We start from the raw sequence: 20,925 nt of genomic DNA, 5'->3' as shown, positions 1-20,925 counted from the left end.
GAGGAGACTGTTAATGAATGCCCCGCTAGACGCAGACCAACGCGCGTCGCTAGAAGCCGCGCTGAAGTCCGTCACGCTTGATGACAAATACACACTGGAACGCGGTCGCGCGTACATGAGCGGCATCCAGGCCCTCGTGCGCCTGCCGATGCTCCAGCAGGAACGCGACCGCGCCGCCGGTCTCAATACGGCCGGTTTCATTTCCGGCTATCGCGGTTCGCCGCTCGGCGGCCTCGACCTCTCGCTCTGGAAAGCCAAGCAGCACCTGGCGGCCCACCAGATCGTCTTCCAGCCCGGCCTCAACGAAGATCTCGCCGCCACCGCCGTGTGGGGCTCGCAGCAGGTGAACCTGTACCCCGGCGCGAAGCACGACGGCGTGTTCGGCATGTGGTACGGCAAGGGCCCGGGCGTCGACCGCACCGGCGACGTATTCAAGCACGCGAACTCGGCCGGCTCGTCGCAGCACGGCGGCGTGCTGGTGCTCGCCGGCGACGACCACGCAGCGAAATCGTCGACGCTCGCGCACCAGTCCGAACACATCTTCAAGGCCTGCGGGCTGCCCGTGCTGTTCCCGTCCAACGTGCAGGAATATCTCGATTTCGGCCTGCACGGCTGGGCGATGAGCCGCTACTCGGGCCTGTGGGTTGCGCTCAAGTGCGTGACGGACGTCGTCGAATCGTCGGCGTCGGTCGACATCGACCCGCATCGCACCGAGATCGTGCTGCCGACCGACTTCATCGTCCCGGACGGCGGCCTGAACATCCGCTGGCCCGACCCGCCACTCGTGCAGGAAGCGCGGCTGCTCGACTACAAGTGGTACGCGGCGCTCGCGTATGTGCGCGCGAACAAGCTCGACCGGATCGAGATCGATTCGCCGAGCGCGCGCTTCGGGATCATGACCGGCGGCAAGGCGTACCTCGACGTGCGCCAGGCGCTGACTGACCTCGGCCTCGACGACGAAACCTGCGCGCGGATCGGCATCCGGCTCTACAAGGTCGGCTGCGTATGGCCGCTTGAAGCGCAGGGCGCGCAGGCATTCGCGCGCGGCCTCGACGAAATCCTCGTCGTCGAGGAAAAGCGCCAGATCCTCGAATACGCGATCAAGGAAGAGCTGTACAACTGGCCCGACGGGCAACGGCCGCGCGTGTTCGGCAAGTTCGACGAGAAGGACGGCGCCGGCGGCGAATGGTCGGTGCCGATGGGCAACTGGCTGCTGCCCGCGCACTACGAGCTGTCGCCCGCGATCATCGCGAAGGCGATCGCGACGCGCCTCGAGAAGTTCGAGTTGCCGTCCGACGTGCGCGCGCGCATCGCCGCGCGGCTCGCCGTGATCAACGCGAAGGAAATGGCGCTCGCGAAGCCGCACGTGCAGACCGAGCGCAAGCCGTGGTTCTGCTCGGGCTGCCCGCACAACACGTCGACCAACGTGCCGGAAGGCTCGCGCGCGATCGCCGGCATCGGTTGCCACTACATGACCGTGTGGATGGATCGCAGCACGAGCACCTTCAGCCAGATGGGCGGCGAAGGCGTGCCGTGGATCGGCCAGGCGCCGTTCACGGACGAGAAGCACGTGTTCGCGAACCTCGGCGACGGCACCTATTTCCACTCGGGCCTGCTGGCGGTGCGCGCGGCGATCTCGTCGAAGGCGAACATCACCTACAAGATCCTCTACAACGACGCGGTCGCGATGACGGGCGGCCAGCCGGTCGACGGCGTGCTGACGGTGCCGCAGATCACGCACCAGCTCGCGTCCGAAGGCGCGAAGAAGATCGTGATCGTCACCGACGAGCCGGAGAAGTACGACAGCCAGAAGGCGCTGCTCGCGCCCGGCGTGACGATCCATCACCGTGATCAGCTCGACGACATCCAGCGCGAGCTGCGCGAGATCGCCGGCACGACGATCCTGATCTACGACCAGACCTGTGCGACCGAAAAGCGCCGCCGCCGCAAGCGCGGCACCTATCCGGACCCGGCCAAGCGCGTCGTGATCAACGAAGCGGTGTGCGAAGGCTGCGGCGACTGCTCGGTGCAGTCGAACTGCCTGTCGGTCGAGCCGCTGGAAACCGAGTTCGGCACGAAGCGCCAGATCAACCAGTCGAGCTGCAACAAGGACTTCTCGTGCGTGAAGGGCTTCTGCCCGAGCTTCGTCACGGTCGAGGGCGGCCAGTTGAAGAAGCCTAAGGCGGTTTCAGTCGACGGCGCCGCACTGCCGCCGATCCCGGAACCGACGCTGCCGGACATCGACCGCGCGTACGGCGTGCTCGTCACGGGCGTCGGCGGCACCGGCGTCGTCACGATCGGTGCGCTGCTCGGGATGGCCGCGCACCTCGAGAACAAGGGCGTGACCGTGCTCGACGTCACGGGCCTCGCACAAAAAGGCGGCGCCGTGATGAGCCACGTGCAGATCTCGCACGCGCCGACCGACATCCACGCGACGCGGATCGCGATGGGCGAAGCCGACCTCGTGATCGGCTGCGACGCGATTGTCACGGCCGGCGACGAGTGCACGTCGCGGATGCGGCACGACACGACGCGCGTGGTCGTCAACAGCGCGCAGACGCCGACTGCCGAGTTCATCAAGAACCCGAACTGGGCGTTCCCCGGCGTGTCCGCGGAGAACGACATCCGCGCGGCGGCAGGTGAAGCCGTCGATTTCATCGACGCGAACCGCTTCGCGGTCGCGCTGCTCGGCGACGCGATCTACACGAACCCGTTCGTGCTCGGCTACGCGTGGCAGAAGGGCTGGCTGCCGCTCACGCTCGCGTCGCTCGAACGCGCGATCGAGCTGAACGCCGTGTCGGTCGAGAAGAACCGCGCGGCCTTCGACTGGGGTCGGCGCGCCGCGTACGACCTGGCCAGCGTGAAGCACGCCGCGGCCGGCGATGCGCGCCCCGCGCAAGGCGCCACGGTGATCGCGCTGCACACGAAGAAGGCGGTCGACGCGCTGATCGCGAAGCGCGTGGAATTCCTCACCGCGTACCAGAACGCCGCGTACGCATCGCGCTATGCGGCGTTCGTCGACCAGGTGCGCGCAGCCGAGCGCACGCTGGCGGACGGCGACACGGTGCAGGAGCAACTGACCGAAGCGGTCGCGCGCAACCTGTTCAAGCTGATGGCGTACAAGGACGAATACGAGGTCGCGCGGCTGCAGTCCGATCCCGCGTTCCTCGCGCGCCTGTCCGCGCAGTTCGAAGGCGACTGGAAGCTGAAATTCCACCTCGCGCCGCCGTTGTTCGCGAAGACGGACGCGCACGGCCATCTCGTGAAGAAGGCGTACGGCCCGTGGATGATGTCGGCGTTCCGGCTGCTCGCGAAAGCGAAGTTCCTGCGCGGCACGGGGCTCGACCCGTTCGGCCGCACCGGGGAGCGCCGCACCGAGCGTGCGCTGATCGGCGAGTACGAAGCGCTGATCGGCGAGGTGACGGCCAAGCTGAACGCGGCCAACCGCCCGCTCGCACTCGAACTCGCGGCGCTGCCGGACGGCATTCGCGGCTACGGCCACGTGAAGGAGAACAACCTGCGCGCGGTACGCCAGAAGTGGGACACGCTGCTCGCGAAGTGGCGTTCGCCGACGGGCGGCCAGTCGCACCAGCAGGTCGCGTAACGGCGCGCGGCGGGCGTTCGCGGTTCGGACGTCCGCCCGCGCCGGCAGCGGTTCACGATAAAAAAACGCCACGGAACGCAGGTTCCGTGGCGTTTTTCATTGCGCCGCGCCCGAAGCGCGGCACACGCGGGCGCGAACTTACTTCGTGTTCACGTTCGCGGCGGCAACGGCCGTCATGTTGATGATCCGGCGCACGGTCGCGGCCGGCGTCAGGATGTGGACCGGCTGCGCCGCGCCGAGCAGGAACGGGCCGACCGTCACGCCTTCGCCGCCGACCATCTTCAGCAGGTTGTACGCGATGTTCGCGGCTTCGACGTTCGGCATGATCAGCAGGTTCGCTTCGCCCGACAGCGTCGTGCCCGGGAAGGCCTGCTTGCGGATCACTTCCGACAGCGCCGCGTCGCCGTGCATTTCGCCGTCGACTTCCAGGTTCGGCGCACGTTCGGCGATCAGCTTGCGAGCCTCGGCCATCCGGCGCGACGACGCCGACGGCGCGCTGCCGAAGTTCGAGTTCGACAGCAGCGCGGCCTTCGGCGCGATGCCGAAGCGCTCGATCTCGGCCGCGGCCTGGATCGTCATGTCGGCGAGCTGTTCGGCGCTCGGCAGCTCGTTCACGTACGTGTCGCACAGGAACAGGTTGCGGCCCGGCAGCATCAGCAGGTTCATCGCCGCGAAGTGCTCCGCGCCCTTCGCACGGCCCAGCACCTGCTCGATGAACTTCAGGTGGCTGTGGAACGTGTCGATCATCCCGCAGATCATCCCGTCCGCGTCGCCCAGGTGCACGAGCATCGCGCCGATCAGCGTGTTGAACTTGCGCATCGCGGCCTTCGCGACTTCCGGCGTCACGCCGTCGCGCGCAGCGATGTCGTGGTACGCCTGCCAGTAGCGGTGGTAACGCGTGTCGTCTTCCGGATTGACGATTTCGAAGTCGACACCGGCCTTCAGCTTCGAGCCGATCTTCGCGAGGCGCATCTCGACGACCGACGGACGGCCGACGATGATCGGCTGCGCGATCTTTTCCTGCAGCACGAACTGCGCGGCGCGCAGCACGCGCTCGTCCTCGCCCTCGGCGAACACGATGCGGGCCTGCTTCTTCTTCGCGGTCGCGAACACCGGGCGCATCACCATGCCGGTGCGGTAGACGGTCGCGCCGAGCTGCTCGCGGTACGCGTCCATGTCCTGGATCGGACGCGTCGCGACGCCCGAATCCATCGCGGCCTGTGCGACGGCCGGCGCGATCTTGATGATCAGGCGCGGGTCGAACGGCTTCGGGATCAAGTAGTCGGGCCCGAATTCGAGCGAGTGGCCTTCATACGCCTTCGCGACTTCCTCGCTCTGGTCGGTTTCCTGGGCCAGCTCGGCGATCGCGCGCACGCACGCGAGCTTCATTTCTTCCGTGATCGTCGTCGCGCCGACGTCGAGCGCGCCGCGGAAGATGAACGGGAAGCACAGCACGTTGTTGACCTGGTTCGGGTAGTCCGAACGGCCGGTCGCGACGATCGCGTCCGGGCGCACGGCCTTCGCGTCTTCCGGGCGGATTTCCGGCTCCGGGTTCGCGAGCGCCAGGATCAGCGGCCGGTCGCCCATCGTCTTGACCATGTCCTGCTTCAGCACGCCCGCGCTCGAGCAGCCGAGGAACACGTCCGCGCCGACGATCGCATCGGCGAGCGTGCGCGCGTCGGTGGTCGCCGCATAGCGCTGCTTCGACGGATCGAGATTGCCGCGCCCTTCGTAGATCACGCCCTTCGAATCGGCGACGAGGATGTTCGACTTCGTCAGGCCGAGGTTCACCAGCAGGTCCAGGCACGCGATGGCCGCGGCGCCGGCGCCCGAGCACACGAGCTTCACTTCGGACAGCTTCTTGCCGACGACTTTCAGGCCGTTCAGGATCGCGGCCGACGCGATGATCGCGGTGCCGTGCTGGTCATCGTGGAAAACGGGGATCTTCATGCGCTCGCGCAGCTTCTGCTCGATGTAGAAGCATTCCGGCGCCTTGATGTCCTCGAGGTTGATGCCGCCGAGCGTCGGCTCGAGCATCGCGATTGCCTCGACGAGCTTGTCGGGGTCGGACTCAGACAATTCGATGTCGAACACGTCGATGCCCGCGAATTTCTTGAAGAGGCAGCCCTTGCCTTCCATCACCGGTTTCGCGGCGAGCGGGCCGATGTTGCCGAGACCGAGCACGGCCGTGCCGTTCGTGATGACGCCGACGAGGTTGCCGCGCGACGTGTACTTCTGCGCGTCGAGCGGATCGGCGTGGATCGCCTCGCACGCCGCGGCGACGCCCGGCGAATACGCGAGCGACAGATCGAGCTGGTTCGACAGCGGCTTGGTCGGGGTGACCGAAATCTTGCCGGGTTTCGGGTTCAGGTGATAAGCGAGAGCGGCCTGCTTCAGTTGTTCGTCCATGATTGACCTGCGAGAGACATGCGAAATTTTGACGGTTCAGTACACAGCACCTTCGGCCGCGTCTGCTTGAATCGAGGGGATGGTCGACTGAGAGACGGCACGCGACGCGCCGGGTCGGCACGCCATCGAACCTTGGCGGGTGGCAAGAGGAAAGTACAAAGTACTGAACGATTTCTAAGGGTCGCCTAGTGTACACCCCGCGCATGACACATGTTGGTGCAGCGCCGCATCCCCGGCATCGGCGCGCGAGCGGTCAGTCCCCGTTTGTTTCGCCAGTGGTGAGACGCACCGCGAACCTGCGCGAATTCCGCCGAAAACCGGCCTGAATCGGGTAAAATAGCGGGCTACGCGCGCAGCGATGCGATTGGCCCTCCGATCGCGCCCCGGCCCCCTGGGCAGGTTCCCCTTGCTGCGCCACCGGGCCCGCGCCCGATCCTCGCTCAACACCCAAGGAATGCCCATGACAGGCTACGATCGTCAGTCGATCTCGGATACGACCGCCAAAATCCTGCTCGAAGTGCAGGCGGTGCACTTCAACGCCGAAAAACCGTTCATCTTCACGTCCGGCTGGGCAAGCCCCGTCTATATCGACTGCCGCAAGCTGATTTCGTATCCGCGCGTGCGCCGTGCGCTGATGGAAATGGCGGAAACGACGATCACGCGCGACATCGGCTTCGAGCAGATCGACGCGGTGGCGGGCGGCGAGACGGCCGGCATCCCGTTCGCGGCATGGATCGCGGACCGGATGATGGTGCCGATGCAGTACGTGCGCAAGAAGCCGAAGGGTTTCGGCCGCAACGCGCAGATCGAGGGCCATCTGGAAGAAGGCTCGCGCGTGCTGCTGGTGGAAGACCTGACGACCGACAGCCGCAGCAAGATCAACTTCGTCAACGCGCTGCGCACCGCGGGCGCGACGGTGAACCACTGCTTCGTGCTGTTCCACTACGACATCTTCAAGGAAAGCGTGTCGGTCCTGAAGGACATCGACGTCGACCTGCACGCACTGGCGACGTGGTGGGACGTGCTGCGCGTCGCGAAGGCATCGGGCTACTTCGAGACGAAGACGCTCGACGAAGTCGAGAAGTTCCTGCACGCGCCGGCCGAGTGGTCGGCTGCGCACGGCGGCGCGACGGGCGCCCAGGAGTGACGCCGCGCCGGCATGCATGCCGGCGCCCTGGCTGAGAAAGCCGCCTGCTTCATCGCAGGCGGCTTTTTTTCGTCCATCGATTCACGCTATGACCGGTCGCGACTGCGGGTCGCGGTGTGCATCGCTCATCGAACCCTAATGCTAGACTTGATCCATCGTCGCCATCAGCAACGCGGGCAACGCACAACGCCAACAACGCCGGGAGCATCGGCCCGGCCCACGTGACGGGAGAAGCGCCATATGCGTGTGGATCGCCGGATCACTCCGCCTGCGCCATCGGGTCGCCCGTCTCCGTTCCTCGCCCTCCTCCTTTGTTGCGCCGTCTTCGCTGCGCTGCCCGTGCATGCGGAAGGCCCGTTCACCGTGTCGAGCGACGACCTGACGCCCGGCGGGCGCGTCCGCGCCGCGAACGTGTTCGATCGCGGCGACTGCAAGGGTGCGAACCGCTCGCCGCAGCTCACCTGGCACAACCCGCCGCCCGGCACGCGCGGCTACGCGGTCACGATCTTCGATCCCGACGCGCCCGGGCACGGCTGGTGGCACTGGGCCGTGGCGGGCATCCCGGCCACGGTCACGAGCCTGCCCGCCGACGCGAGCGCATCCGGCTTCCTGCGACGCATCGGCGCAAGCGAGGCGCGCAACGATTTCGGGATCGACGGCTACGGCGGCCCGTGCCCGCCGCCCGGCAAGCCGCACCGCTACGTGATCACCGTCTACGCGCTGAAGGGCAGCGACCTGCGCGTCGCGCAGGGCCGCCCCGCGCCGATGTTCGAGCACGAGATCGGCACGCTCGCGATCGGTACCGCGCAATTCACGGTCAACTACGGGCAATGACGGCAGTAGCGAACACCACGCGCCGCCGCGCCGCGATTGCCGGCCGCCGCGAATTTCAGTGCGCCGCACGCACGCGTTTTCCCGTCATTTCGGCTTGCTAGACTCGTCGTCACCGGTCGCGGCATCACACGCCGCGCATCGGTCGCGCCGCCCGCCGGCGACGCGCGACGCGGCAGGCCGCTGCGGCCGCCGTTCCCGCCCCTTTCCGGAGAACGCTTCATGTCGAACATCGTCATCGTCTATCACAGCGGCTACGGTCACACGCAGAAACTGGCCGAGGCCGTTCACGCGGGCGCGCAGGACGCCGGTGCGACCGTACGCCTGATCGCCGTCGGCGACCTCGACGACGCGGGCTGGGCCGCCCTCGACGCGGCCGACGCGATCGTCTTCGGCGCGCCGACCTACATGGGCGGCCCGTCGGCGCAGTTCAAGCAGTTTGCCGACGCGACGTCGAAAGCGTGGTTCACGCAGAAATGGAAGGACAAGATCGCCGCGGGTTTCACGAACTCCGCGACGATGAACGGCGACAAGTTCTCGACGATTCAATATTTCGTCACGCTGTCGATGCAACATGGGATGGTGTGGGTCGGCACGAGCCTGATGCCGGCCAACTCGAAGGCGGCCACGCGCAACGACATCAACTACCTCGGCGGCTCCACGGGCCTGCTCGCGCAGTCGCCGGCGGATTCGACGCCCGACGAAGGCCCGCTGCCGGGCGACCTCGAGACCGGCAAGGCATTTGGCCGGCGCGTCGCCGAAGCGACGGCACGCTGGGTTGCCGGCAGCCGCTGAGCCCGCCCCGACGCCCGCGCCGGCGGGCGTCAAAGGGACACAAGACGGCCCGCCGGCCGTCTTTTTTTCGCCCCGCGCGGTGCAGGCCCGCCGGATGACGTCTTAAAATGGCGGTTTCCGGGCGCGGGCCCCCGTTTCATTCAGTGAGAGCGAAATGAGCACCAAAGTTTTTGTCGACGGCCAGGAAGGCACGACCGGCCTCAAGATCTTCGAATACCTGTCGGCACGCAACGACATCGAGATCCTGCGTATCGATGAAGCGAAGCGCAAGGACGTCGACGAGCGCCGCCGCCTGATCAACGCGTCGGACGTCACGTTCCTGTGCCTGCCGGATGTCGCATCGCGCGAATCGGCCTCGCTCGTCGAGAACCCGAACACGACGCTGATCGACGCGAGCACCGCGTTCCGCACGAGCGCCGACTGGGCCTACGGCCTGCCCGAACTGACCCGCGCGCAGCGCGAAAAGATTCGCACGTCGAAGCGTATCGCGGTGCCGGGCTGCCACGCCTCGGCCTTCGTGCTCGCGATGCGTCCGCTCGTCGATGCGGGCATCGTCGCGCCGACGTTCGCCGCGCACAGCTACTCGATCACCGGCTACAGCGGCGGCGGCAAGTCGATGATCGCCGACTACGAGAACGCGGCGCCGGGCGGCAAGCTCGCGAGCCCGCGCCCGTACGCGCTCGGCCTCGCGCACAAGCACCTGCCGGAAATGGCCGCGCACACGGGCCTCGCGAACCCGCCGATCTTCACGCCGATCGTCGGCCCGTTCCTGAAGGGTCTCGCGGTGACGACCTACTTCACGCCCGAACAGCTCGCGAAGCGCGCGACGCCGCAGGACGTGCAGCGCGTGTTCGCCGAGTACTACGCGGACGAAGCGTTCGTGCGCGTCGCGCCGTTCAACGCGGACGCGAACCTCGACGGCGGCTTCTTCGACGTGCAGGCGAACAACGACACGAACCGCGTCGACCTGTTCGTGTTCGGCAACGAAGAGCGCTTCGTCACGGTCGCGCGCCTCGACAACCTCGGCAAGGGCGCGTCGGGCGCCGCGATCCAGTGCATGAACCTCGCCATCGGCGCGGCCGAGGATGCGGGCCTCGCGCGCTGATCATCCTCTCCTGCGATGCAAAGCCGGCCGCTGGCCGGCTTTTTATTTACCCATATCAGGCAATAAATAAAATCCCGGTCGCGCATTTACAATTATTTACAAGCTTTCCATTGCGCGATTACCAGCGAATTAATTGCCCCCTTCTTTCTCCAGTCAATCCCGAATAGGGATAAACCGGATACCGTCGCTTTAAACGCTGCCGTTATACGCGGGAAGGCCCTTCGGCAGCCTGCCGAGCGTGGCACATCCCCCACTCCCGAAGCTTTCGGCAGCCCCTCGCCCGTTTTAATTCTTACCGAATTCCATACCGGACAAGGATTTAAAACACGACACCCGTTTCAATCGCCTTTTTTAGACGGGTTCATCAATTGACAGCAAAAATCCAGGCAGCGACATTAGCTCGCACAATTAAACGATTGGAGACAGCGGCATGTCGCACGCCTTATCGAAGGGGGTGGCAACGGCCTTTGCCATCGCCCCTTTCCTGGTTGCATGTGGTGGGGGGGATTCCGGCGGCGCGCCCGCGCCGATCAATGCGCCCCAATGTTCCGGATCGAGCTGCGGCACGCAAGGGCCGCCGCCGTCACAACCCGTCAACGGTTCGCTGTGTCCGGCCAACGCCGACATCGTGAAGAGCACGTATCTCGGCGGTGCAGGTAGCGGCGAGATCGTCAGCGTCAACATCGACGCGGTCGCGATGACGTACACGCTCAAGTGGCTCGAATCGCCGATTCCGCTGAAGACGGGCACCGTCACGCCCAGCCGCGTCGGCACGACGATCGCCGGCAAGGTCATCCACCCGCCGACCGGCATGCTGCCGACCGCCGAGCAGACGCGCTGCGCGTTCGTCCTCACGCCGGGCACGGGCCCCGCGCCGGACGGCTCGACCTATTCGACGGCCGCCGACTTCAACCAGGCGAACCCGCCGATGCTGCTGGTCGGCATGGGCGTCGCGGGCGGCGGCATCCCCGGCGCGACGATCCAGTACGACGGGCTGACGATCATCCCGGGCATCGTGCAGAACGTCGGCCAGGTGCCGAACCGCCACTTCGATTTCTATCCGTTCCTCGGTTTCGCGAACACGACGACCGACCTGTCGAAGCTGCCGGGCACGTACAACGCGCTGATCTACCACCTCGTGCCGTCGGGCAACTACGCGACGAAGGGATCGAACTCGAGCGAGACGTTCGACGCGAACGGCGCGTGCACGTCGACCGGTTCGGGCGGCTGCCAGACGACCGGCGACCCGTGGAAGACGAGCGCGAAAGGCGGCTACTTCGACAGCACGAAGGCACCGCAGACGCTGCCGCAGACGCAACTGCCGATCGTCGGCGCGACCGGCAAGTCGGCGACCGCGCACATGGTGATCGGCCAGCTCAACGGCGCGACGGTGCCGGTGATCGTGCGCACGGGCAACGTGAACCTCGGTACGCCGCCGTTGCACACCGACGCGCAGGTCGACGACGAATCGGGCATCGCGGTGCTCGGCGCGGCGACGGCGATCACGTCGGGCACGATCGACGGCGGCTACGCGGGCGCGGACTCGAACTTCAAGTACACGGCCGCGCTGATCCGCGGCAGCAACGCGTCGTTCATCAACCCGACCACGCAGGCCGAGGAAGACGGCTTCACGCTCGACTACGGCCAGGCCACGCCGGGCCTGCTGAACGCGACGACGAAGCCGCCGAGCGGCGCGACCTACCCGTCCGCGACTGGCGTGGTGATCGCGACGGGCGGGCTGTACGCGGCACTCGTGCAGGGCACGGTGAACGGCGGCGTCACGGCGACGTCGGCGAACGCGACGACTTCGTCGACACCGTACTTCGGCGTGGGCGCGCAGATCAGCAAGTAGCGTTCGAGGGCGCGGCAGCGCACGACGCCGCCGCGCAACGCAGGAATGCGCCCCGGCACGGCGCACGCAGCACGAGCACAAGTAACAGAAGCGGCCGACAGGGAGCTGGCCGCCGCACAAGACAAATCTGGAGGAGCAACATGAAGCGCAACCTCATTCTGGCGGCGGCCCTTGCCGCCCCCCTTCTTTCCGCATGCGGCGGCGGCAGCGACAACCCGCCCCCGCTCGTCGAAGACCGGCTCTGCCCTGCGTCGCTCGACTACAGCACCGTGTTTACGGGCGGCGCGGGCAGCGGCGAACTCGCCAAGGTCCAGCTCGACACGACCAAGATGACCTGGCAGGTCACGTACGTCGAATCGGCGGTTCCGCAAACGACCGGCACCGTCGTGCCGACCCGCGCGGGCACCGTCGACAGCGGCACGCTCACGCAGGAAACGCTGCTGCCGACCAACAAGCTGAACCAGTGCGCGTTCCGCCTGAACGGCGCGAGCCTCGACGCGACGCGCCCGGCGCGGATCTTCGTCGGCTTCGGCGTCGCCGGCGGCACGATTCCCGGCAAGGAAATCCAGTTCGGCGGCGTGCTCGGCCAGGCCGCGGTGCCCGACACGAAATTCCCGTACTACCCGTTCATCGGCTTCTCGTCGATCGAGACCAACATCGCGAACGTCGCGGGCACGTACAGCCATGTCGGCTTCGGCGAAGTGCCGTCGCAGAACTTCGCGCCCGCGTCGATCGACGCGAAGGTGACGATCAACGCGGACGGCTCGTGGACCAAGTGCGACACGACCGGCCAGTTCGCCGGCGGCGCGTGCACGCAGCAGGGCACGAACTTCGCGCAGTCCGCGGATGGCAGCGGCGCGTTCCAGTCCAACAACTACCAGAGCCAGTTGAAGCCGACGCTGTCGGCAACGCCGCAGGGCAAGGGCTTCATGATCGTCGGCAAGCTGCGCAACCAGCTCGTGCCGATCCTCGTGCGCACCGGCGTCGCGAACCCGAACCCGACGCCCAACAGCAACGGCGTGCCGGGCCTCACCGCCGACGACGAATCGAGCATCTCGATCCTCGCGCCGCAGACGGCGATCGCGACCGGCTCGCAGAACGGCGAGTACATCGGCGTCGACAGCGAGTTCAACTACCGGACCACCGCGCTGATCAACACCCAGGCGACGCTGCTCGATCCGTTCCAGCCGTCCCAGGCGTCGCTCACGCGAGTGCTCGACCTCGACTACACGCAGAAGGTGCCGGGCACGGTCACGACGATCCACACGGGTTCGGGCAGCACGTCGCCGACCGGCAAGTTCATCTTCTCGGGTGGCGTGTTCGGTTTCCTCGATAACGCGGGATCGACGCCGTATTTCACGATCGGCGCGTTCGTCCAGTAAGCGGAGGGGAATGCCGTGATGAAGAAAACCCTTCTCTGCGCGGCGGCCGGCGCCGCCGCACTGGCGCCGCTCGCGGCGCACGCGCAGAGCGCCGGCAGCAACGTCGTCACGCTGGGCTGGTTCCACGTGATGCCGCAGCAGAGCAGCACGCCGATGACGACCAACGTCGCACCGACACCGATCAACACGCCGCTGCGGCTGCCGCCGTCGTTCACGTCGCCGGGCACCGGGTTGCGCACGAGCGGCGCCGACACCGTCGGCCTGACGATCAGCCACTTCCTGACCGACCACATCGCGGTCACGTCGGTGGCCGGCGTGCCGCCGGTGTTCAAGGTGTCGGGCCAGGGCACGATCAAGCCGCCCGGCCCGGCCGGCGCGCTCGGCACGCAGAACATCGGGCTGGCGTCGGTCAACCCGATCGTGAAGAGCGTGCGGCAGTGGAGCCCGGCCGTGCTGCTGCAGTACTACTTCGGGCAGGCGACCGCGAAGTTCCGGCCGTTCCTCGGCCTCGGCGTGTCGTACAACTGGTTCAGCGACCTGCAGCTCAATACGAACTTCATCAAGCAGACGCAGGACAACCTCGGCGCGATTCTCGCGGCGGGCGCGGGCAAGCCGGGTACGACATCGGTGGAGGCGAAGGCGTCGTCGTCATGGCAGCCGGTGTTCAACGCGGGCCTTCAGTACAACATGACGGAGCATTTCGGGTTGATCGCGTCGGTGACGTACATCCCGCTGAAGACGACGTCGACGGTCACGATCAAGGCGGCCGACGGTTCGGTGCTGGCCGAGTCGAAATCGGACCTGAAAGCCGACCCGATCATCAGCTACGTCGGGATGACGTACAAGTTCTGAGCCCGGCGACGGACGACGAACGGAAAGCCGCGGCAAAATCGCAGGCAAAAAAAAAGCCCGCCTAAGAGGCGGGCTGAATCCATATCAGAGGAGACATGGAGGAGACAGGTGCAACTATAGCGAATCGGTTTCCGCAACGCAACATTTCCGTAGAGAAAATAAGGATTTTCCCTCGAATGCTGCCTCTAGTTCGCTTCCACAGCATCTGACCCCTTCCCGTTCTCCCGGTCGAGCACCTCGCCCAGCGCGTCGCGCAGCAGCGCGACGGGCCGCACCAGCCGGCCCGGCAGCGCGCCGTGCACGATCCACACGTTGATCCGCGTCTCCAGCCCCGCCGTTTCCACCACCCGCAGCGCATCGCGATGCGCGCTGCGCGCCAGCGCGTTCGGCGGCGCGATTCCGATGCCGGCGCCGCGCGCGACGAGCGACAGTTGCAGCTCCGAGCCGAACGCCTCGACCGCGACGTCGAACGGCAGCCCGGCCGCGCCGAGTGCACGGCTCAGCGCCGAGCGCATCCCGCAGCCGTCCTGGCTCAGCACCCACGGAAAACCCGACAGCATATCGAGCGACAGCGGACCGTCCGGCAGCGGGAAGTCGCGCGCGGCGACGAGCACCGTCGGCTGCGTGGCGAGCAGCGTCGCGGTGAACGTGTCGGGCAGCACCGCGCTCGCCGGCACCATCACGGCCGCGACGTCGAGCGCGCCGCGCTCGATGCCCTGCATCAGCGCCGGCGACCAGCCCGCCGTCACGCGCAGCGTCAGGCGCGGGAACGCGTCGCGCAGCCGGTCGATCGGCCGCTCGAGCGCCAGTTCGGACAGGAACGGCGGGACGCCGATGCGCAGCTCGCCCGACGGCTCGCTGTCCGGCGCGCCCGCCGCCATCAACTCGTCGACCGCGCCCAGCACGTTGCGTGCAAGCGCATAAACGTCGCGCCCGGCGGCGGTCGGCTTCAGCGGCTTGCTTTGACGTTCGAGCAGCGGCATGCCGAGCAGCGTTTCGAGGTTCTGCACGCGCCGCGTCAGGCCCGGCTGCGTCAGGTGGAGCTTCGCGGCCGCGGCGACCATCGACCCGCTGTCGACCACCGCGACGAACGCCAGGAGATCACGCGTATTCAAAACAAACTCGCATAATCATGTTAGACATATTTCAATTGTCGCATAAACATCGGCCACCTACGATGGGAACTCCTTCGACCCATACCCCAGGCTTCCGATGAACTGCCCTGCCGACTCCTGTCCCGCCGCCGTTCGCACGCCGGTCGACGCGCCGCCCGCGCTGAGCGCGGGCATGACGCTGTTCTTCGCCGCGACGGTCGGCGTGATCGTGATGGACCTGTTCGCCGCGCAACCGCTGACAGGCCCGATCAGCGCCGACCTGCACCTGCCGCCGGGCCTCGCCGGCCTCGTCGCGATGCTGCCGCAGCTCGGCTACGCGGCCGGGCTCGTGCTGCTCGTGCCGCTGGTCGACCTGCTCGAAAACCGCCGCCTGATCGTCGCGACGCTCATCGCATGCGCGGCCGCGCTCGCGCTGCCCGCGTTCACGCAGTCGGGCACCGTGTTCCTGCTGGCAACGCTCGTGGCCGGCGCCGCGTCGAGCGTGATCCAGATGCTCGTGCCGATGGCCGCTTCGATGGCGCCCGAAGCGCAGCGCGGCCGCGCGGTCGGCAACGTGATGAGCGGGCTGATGCTCGGCATCCTGCTGTCGAGGCCGCTCGCGAGCCTGATCGCGGGCTCGGCCGGCTGGCGCGCGTTCTATGCGCTGGCCGCGCTCGCGAACGCGGCGATCGCCGTCGTGCTCGCGTTGCGCCTGCCGTCGCGCACGCCGTCGATCACGGCCGGCTATCGCGCGCTGCTCGCGTCGATGGGGCGCCTGCTCGCCGACGAACCGGTGCTGCGCCGGCATGCGCTGTCGGCCGCGCTCGCGATGGCCGCGTTCAGCGCGTTCTGGACCGCCGTCGGGCTGCGGCTCGCGCAGCCGCCGTTCGGCCTCGACCTGCACGGGATCGCGTTGTTCGCGTTCGCGGGCGCCAGCGGCGCGATCGTCACGCCGCTCGCTGGCCGCGCCGGCGACCGCGGCCACGGCCCCGCAGCGCAGCGGATCGCGCACGGCACGATGCTCGCGGCGCTCGTCGTGCTCGGGATCGCGGGCGCCGGCTGGTTCGGCTTCGACGCGCATGCGCATCGCGGTCTCGCGCTGGCGCTGCTCGCGGGCGGCGCGGCGCTGCTCGATGCGGGTGTCATCGTCGACCAGACGATCGGCCGCCGCGAGATCAACCTGCTGAATCCGGCCGCGCGCGGGCGCCTGAACGGGCTGTTCGTCGGGTTGTTCTTCGTCGGCGGCGCGCTCGGCGCGGCGCTCGCGGGCAGCGCGTGGGCATGGGGCGGATGGAGCGCGGTGTGCGGCGTCGGGTTCGCGTTCGCCAGCGCGGCCGCCCTGTTCGGGTTCTCGGCCGGACGCCGGACCGGCGCGGCGGCGCCGGCCCGCCCGCGCGCGTAAGCGGACGTGAAGCGGACGCGAAAAGACGAACGCTCCGCCCTCTGGCGAGGGACGGGGCGTTCAGCGTGCCTGAGTCAGCCGGAAATCAGTGACGGACCAGCGCCATCATCGCGCCGAAGCCGACGAACAGCCCGCCCGTCAGCCGGTTGAAGATCTTCGCGACGCTCTGGCTCTTCAGCGTCGCGCCGATGCGCGTGCCGAACGACGCGTAGACGAGATACCAGCTCACCTCGATCACCGCAAACGTGACGACGAGGATGCCGAACTGCGGCAGCGTCGGCTCGGCCGCGTTGATGAACTGCGGCAGCAGCGCGGCCGCGAACAGGATCGCCTTCGGGTTGCTGCCCGCGACCAGGAAGCCGTTGCGGAACAGCGTCCAGCGCGATGCCGACGCAGCCTGGCGCGACACGGTTTCGACGTCGGCGGCCGGCGAGTCGTCGTCGACGCGCGCGCGCCACGCCTTCACGCCGAGATAGACCAGGTAGGCCGCGCCCGCGAAGCGCAGCGTGTTGAACATCGCCGGCCATGCCTCGAGAACCGCGCCGAGGCCCGCCGCCGACACCGACAGCATCAGCACCAGCGCGCTCAGGCAGCCGGCCATCGTCGACGACGAGCGCCGCAGCCCGTGCCGCGCGCCGTGCGTCATCACGAGCAGCATGTTCGGGCCCGGAATCGCCGACACGACGAACACCGTCGCCACGAAAAGCCACCACGTATGCAGGTTCATGCTCGCCTCTGCGTGAAAGAAAGAAGAAAGACGAAACGCCGATTATGCCGTGCGCGCCGCGCTTCTGTCGCGCCCGGGATCAGCGGCCCGCGCGGCGCAGCGCGACTTCGCCGAGCACCGCGAAATCCTGCTCGCCGCCGCCGTGCGCGAGCGCGTCGAGCAGGTTGTCGCGCACGACGCTCGCCACCGGCAGCGGCACCGACGTGGCGTCGCCGGCCTCCAGCGCGAGCCGGACGTCCTTCAGCCCGAGGCGTGCCTTGAAGCGCGCGGGCTCGTAACGCCGCTCGGCGATCATCGAACCGTAGCCTTCGTAGACCGGCCCCGGAAACACGCTGTTCGTGATCACGTCGAGGAAGTCGCGCATCGCGACGCCGTGCGCGCCGAGCAGCGCGGACGCCTCGCCGAGCGTCTCGATCGCCGACGCGAGCGTGAAGTTCGCGGCGATCTTCGCGATGTTCGCGTGCTGCGGCAGCGAACCGAACCGCCAGGTCTTCTGGCCGATCGCGTCGAACAGCGGCTGCACGCGGTCGATCGCCTCGGCCGGGCCGCCCGCCATGATCGTCAGGCGCGCGGCGGCCGCGACGTCGGGCCGCCCCATCACCGGCGCGGCGACGTAGTCGATGCCGCGCGACGCGTGCGCATGCGCGAGCGATTCGGCGAGCGCGACCGACACCGTCGCCATGTTCACGTGGATCAGGCCGCGCGGCGCCTGCGCGAGCAACGCATCGTCGAACACGGCGCGCGCGGCCGCGTCGTCGCCGAGCATCGAGAACACCGCGTCGCCGCGAAACGCGTCGGCCGGCGTGTCGACGATCTGCGCGCCGAATGCCGCGAGCGGCTCGGCGCGCTCGCGCGACCGGTTCCAGACCCGCACCGTGTGCCCCGCCTTCAGCAGGTTCGTCGCAACCGCCTGCCCCATTTCGCCCAGCCCGATAAACCCGAGATCCATTGCCCGCTCCTTCGTTCGGTGAAGCCGCGAGTTAAACACAGATGCCGACCGTCTGCAGCGCCGGCCGGGCGCGGTGCGATACTGCACGAATGGCGACCGCGACCTTCCGCTTCCACGGCGAACTGAACGCCTTTCTCCCGCGCGCGCAGCGCGACCGCGCGTTCGGGCACCCCTGTGCGCGCGATGCGACGGTGAAGCATGCGATCGAGGCGCTCGGCGTCCCGCATACCGAAATCGGCCGGCTCCGCGTGAACGACGCGCCGGCCGCGCTCGACCGGCCGCTCGGCGACGGCGACCGTGTCGAAGCCTTTCCGGAGCGCGCGCAGCCGGCCGCGAACGGCGCAACTGCGCCGCCCCCGGAGCAATGGCGCTTCGTCGCCGACGCGCATCTCGGCGGCCTCGCGCAACTGTTGCGCCTCGCCGGCTTCGACACCTGCTACGACAACCACTACCGCGACGACGAGCTCGCGGCGCTCGCGGGTCGCGAGGGCCGGATCGTGCTGACGCGCGACCGCGAACTGCTCAAGCGGCGCGCGGTCGCGCGCGGCTGCTACCTGCACGCGCTGCAGCCGGCCGACCAGTTGCGCGAGCTGTTCGAGCGGCTCGATCTCGCGCCGCACATGCGGCCGTTCCGCCTGTGCCTGCGCTGCAATGCGCCGCTGCATCCGCTCGACGCGGCCGCTGCCGCGCCGCGCGTGCCGGACGGTATCCGGCAGCGGCACCGGCGCTTCGCCGCGTGCGACGTCTGCCGACGCGTGTTCTGGGAAGGCTCGCACTGGCGGCGCATGCGTTCGGTCGTCGACGCGATGCGTGCGCCGGCGCCTCCATCCGGCCCAAGCGACACCTGAAAAAAACAAAACCCCGCATGCCGAAGCATGCGGGGTCTCGCGACTGGCGGCCGGCAGTGCCGGCCCCGGCCGAGGCGCTTAGTTTGCTGCGCCTGCGTCGTTCGTGCCGGCTGCCGATGCGGCTGCGGCCTTTGCCTTGCCCTTGGCCGAACCGTGTTGCTTCAGCTGGTGCTTCGGCTTGCTGTGATCCTTCTTCATCGGTGCGGAAGCGGGTGCCATCGCGCCTGCCGGCGCCGACGCCGCCTCCTGTGCGAATGCCGAAACCGATGCGAGTGCGAATGCTGCGGTCATGATCGAAGCGAGCGTCTTCTTCATTGTTCTTCCTTTAGCGGAGAAAAAGTCAAACGTACCGGTGACAGATGCGAGGCATTCGCATCGGAACGCCAGTCGCGCCGGGGTTTCCGGTCGCCGCCGGGCGGCCGGCTTGCGCCGTTTCGCCGCGACAAAGACTGACGTACTGGCTCCATAACGCGCCGCCTTCGCGGCAAGTTGACACGCGGCTTGCGCCTCTCGGGTTTTCCCCGACGACGCGGGTTTCCGGCCGACCGGCACGCGTATCCGGCATCGCGCGGCCCGTCCGCCGGCGGTCGCGGCGGCTCCGCAAACCGACTCTCGCGCACTTCCCCGCGACGCTATACTGGGCGTCCATCCGTCCCTTTCCCCGGAAACCGGATCGCGGCCGGTCGCCAGACCGCCGCCGTCGCGAGGCGCTCAAATTGCCCGATCACAATCTGGACAAACTGAAAATCGACCGGCGTCCGATCGCACCGGCGCCACGCCGGCGCCGGTGGATCCGTTATGCGGTCGCCGCCGCGATCGCCATCGTCGCGATCGTCGCCGGGGTCGCACTCACCGGCCGGCCGACGGTCGAAACCACGTCCGTCACGTCTGCCTACCCGTACCAGAACGACACGCAACTCAATGCGACCGGCTACGTCGTGCCGCAGCGCAAGGCCGCGGTCGCGTCGAAGGGCCAGGGGCGCGTCGAATGGCTCGGCGTGCTCGAGGGCACGCGCGTGAAGAAGGATGAAATCATCGCGCGCCTCGAAAGCCGCGACGTCGAGGCGTCGCGGGCACAGGCGCTCGCGCAGGCGAAGGTCGCCCGCGCGAACCTCGGCGTGCAGCAGGCCGAGCTGAAGGACGCCGAAATCGCGTTCCGCCGCACCGCGGCGCTTGCGCCGAGGGGCGCCGTGCCGGCCGCGCAGCTCGACATCGATACGGCCCGCGTGAACAAGGCGCGCGCGTCGCTCAGCAGCGGCGAGGCCGCGATCGCGTCCGCCGACGCCAACGCGCAGGCCGCGCAGGTCGCGGTCGACCAGACGGTGATCCGCGCGCCGTTCGACGGCATCGTGCTCGCCAAGCATGCGAACGTCGGCGACAACATCACGCCGTTCTCGTCCGCGTCGGACAGCAAGGGCGCGGTCGTGACGATCGCCGACATGGACACGCTCGAGGTCGAGGCCGACGTCGCCGAATCGAACATCGCGAAGATCCGCGCCGAGCAGCCGTGCGAGATCCAGCTCGACGCGCTGCCCGACATGCGCTTCGCGGGCCGCGTGTCGCGCATCGTGCCGACCGTCGACCGCTCGAAGGCCACCGTGCTCGTGAAGGTGCGCTTCGTCGACCGCGACGACCGCGTGCTGCCCGACATGAGCGCGAAGATCGCGTTCCTGTCGAAGCCCGTGTCGGCGCAGGACCGGCAGCCCGTGACGGCCGTACAGGCGAGCGCGGTCGTCGAGCGCGACGGCCGGCCGGTCGTGTTCGTCGTGAAGGACGACACCGTGCGCGCGGCGGCCGTGACGACGGGCATGCGGATCGGCGAACTCGTCGCGATCCGCGGCGTGAAGCCCGGCGATACGGTCGTGCTCGCGCCGGGTGCGAAGCTGAAGGACGGCGCGCAAGTGACCGTCGCGAAGAAGTAGCGCCAG

The 20,925-nt window shown here is 68.1% G+C and carries 16 protein-coding genes; 11 read left to right on the top strand and 5 right to left on the bottom strand.

The window, feature by feature from the left end; translation table 11 throughout:
- Positions 1-13: 13 nt before the first annotated feature.
- Positions 14-3,604: an indolepyruvate ferredoxin oxidoreductase family protein gene (locus R9B84_RS01460; RefSeq protein WP_423758990.1), complete on the top strand. Its 3,591-nt coding sequence runs from the start codon at positions 14-16 to the stop codon at positions 3,602-3,604.
- A gap of 138 nt (positions 3,605-3,742) precedes the next feature.
- Here the strand turns inward: R9B84_RS01460 and R9B84_RS01455 are convergent, their stop codons facing one another.
- Positions 3,743-6,013: an NADP-dependent malic enzyme gene (locus R9B84_RS01455; RefSeq protein ID WP_047899566.1), complete on the bottom strand. Its 2,271-nt coding sequence runs from the start codon at positions 6,011-6,013 to the stop codon at positions 3,743-3,745.
- A 460-nt stretch (positions 6,014-6,473) separates the two neighbouring features.
- On the opposite strand from R9B84_RS01455, the gene R9B84_RS01450 reads away from it, so the two are divergent.
- From R9B84_RS01450 to R9B84_RS01420, 7 genes are all read left to right on the top strand, one after another.
- Complete coding sequence (locus R9B84_RS01450; protein WP_034183954.1) at positions 6,474-7,160, top strand: orotate phosphoribosyltransferase; 687 nt, start codon at positions 6,474-6,476, stop codon at positions 7,158-7,160.
- 240 nt (positions 7,161-7,400) lie between these two features.
- On the top strand, positions 7,401-7,994 hold the full coding sequence (locus R9B84_RS01445) for a YbhB/YbcL family Raf kinase inhibitor-like protein (protein WP_423758989.1): 594 nt from the start codon (positions 7,401-7,403) through the stop codon (positions 7,992-7,994).
- A gap of 219 nt (positions 7,995-8,213) precedes the next feature.
- Complete coding sequence (locus R9B84_RS01440; RefSeq protein ID WP_047899563.1) at positions 8,214-8,786, top strand: flavodoxin family protein; 573 nt, start codon at positions 8,214-8,216, stop codon at positions 8,784-8,786.
- 154 nt (positions 8,787-8,940) lie between these two features.
- Positions 8,941-9,891 carry an N-acetyl-gamma-glutamyl-phosphate reductase gene (gene argC, locus R9B84_RS01435; protein ID WP_423758988.1) on the top strand — a complete coding sequence of 317 codons (951 nt, stop codon included), beginning with the start codon at positions 8,941-8,943 and terminating at the stop codon, positions 9,889-9,891.
- A gap of 430 nt (positions 9,892-10,321) precedes the next feature.
- On the top strand, positions 10,322-11,743 hold the full coding sequence (locus tag R9B84_RS01430) for a DUF2957 domain-containing protein (protein WP_423758987.1): 1,422 nt from the start codon (positions 10,322-10,324) through the stop codon (positions 11,741-11,743).
- Between the two features lie 140 nt (positions 11,744-11,883).
- A complete protein-coding gene (locus R9B84_RS01425) occupies positions 11,884-13,125 on the top strand; it encodes a DUF2957 domain-containing protein (protein WP_423758986.1) in 1,242 nt (413 codons plus the stop codon).
- Between the two features lie 18 nt (positions 13,126-13,143).
- Positions 13,144-13,977, top strand: coding sequence for an OmpW/AlkL family protein (locus R9B84_RS01420; RefSeq protein WP_034183948.1), 834 nt, complete (start codon positions 13,144-13,146; stop codon positions 13,975-13,977).
- Between the two features lie 185 nt (positions 13,978-14,162).
- Here the strand turns inward: R9B84_RS01420 and R9B84_RS01415 are convergent, their stop codons facing one another.
- A complete protein-coding gene (locus tag R9B84_RS01415; RefSeq protein ID WP_423758985.1) occupies positions 14,163-15,092 on the bottom strand; it encodes a LysR family transcriptional regulator in 930 nt (309 codons plus the stop codon).
- A 97-nt stretch (positions 15,093-15,189) separates the two neighbouring features.
- Here R9B84_RS01415 and R9B84_RS01410 point away from each other — a divergent pair, with 97 nt between their 5' ends.
- On the top strand, positions 15,190-16,473 hold the full coding sequence (locus tag R9B84_RS01410; protein WP_423758984.1) for an MFS transporter: 1,284 nt from the start codon (positions 15,190-15,192) through the stop codon (positions 16,471-16,473).
- An 85-nt stretch (positions 16,474-16,558) separates the two neighbouring features.
- Here the strand turns inward: R9B84_RS01410 and R9B84_RS01405 are convergent, their stop codons facing one another.
- Both R9B84_RS01405 and R9B84_RS01400 read right to left on the bottom strand, forming a co-directional pair.
- Complete coding sequence (locus R9B84_RS01405; RefSeq protein WP_423758983.1) at positions 16,559-17,200, bottom strand: LysE family translocator; 642 nt, start codon at positions 17,198-17,200, stop codon at positions 16,559-16,561.
- A gap of 79 nt (positions 17,201-17,279) precedes the next feature.
- Entirely contained in the window at positions 17,280-18,149 is an 870-nt protein-coding gene (locus R9B84_RS01400; protein ID WP_047899555.1) for an NAD(P)-dependent oxidoreductase, read from the bottom strand.
- An 89-nt stretch (positions 18,150-18,238) separates the two neighbouring features.
- Here R9B84_RS01400 and R9B84_RS01395 point away from each other — a divergent pair, with 89 nt between their 5' ends.
- On the top strand, positions 18,239-18,997 hold the full coding sequence (locus R9B84_RS01395) for a Mut7-C RNAse domain-containing protein (protein WP_423758982.1): 759 nt from the start codon (positions 18,239-18,241) through the stop codon (positions 18,995-18,997).
- Positions 18,998-19,075: 78 nt separating this feature from the next.
- Here R9B84_RS01395 and R9B84_RS01390 read toward each other — a convergent pair whose 3' ends face one another.
- The gene (locus R9B84_RS01390; protein WP_152864836.1) at positions 19,076-19,312 is read right to left on the bottom strand and encodes a hypothetical protein; all 237 of its coding nucleotides are present in this window, start codon (positions 19,310-19,312) and stop codon (positions 19,076-19,078) included.
- 401 nt (positions 19,313-19,713) lie between these two features.
- On the opposite strand from R9B84_RS01390, the gene R9B84_RS01385 reads away from it, so the two are divergent.
- Positions 19,714-20,919: an efflux RND transporter periplasmic adaptor subunit gene (locus tag R9B84_RS01385; protein WP_423758981.1), complete on the top strand. Its 1,206-nt coding sequence runs from the start codon at positions 19,714-19,716 to the stop codon at positions 20,917-20,919.
- The last annotated feature ends 6 nt before the right edge of the window (positions 20,920-20,925 follow it).

It is taken from the genome of Burkholderia sp. NLJ2, from assembly GCF_049487195.1.
Lineage (GTDB): Bacteria > Pseudomonadota > Gammaproteobacteria > Burkholderiales > Burkholderiaceae > Burkholderia > Burkholderia pyrrocinia.
Note: the sequence above shows the minus strand (reverse complement) of the source record. Positions and strands in the feature narration are given on the sequence as shown.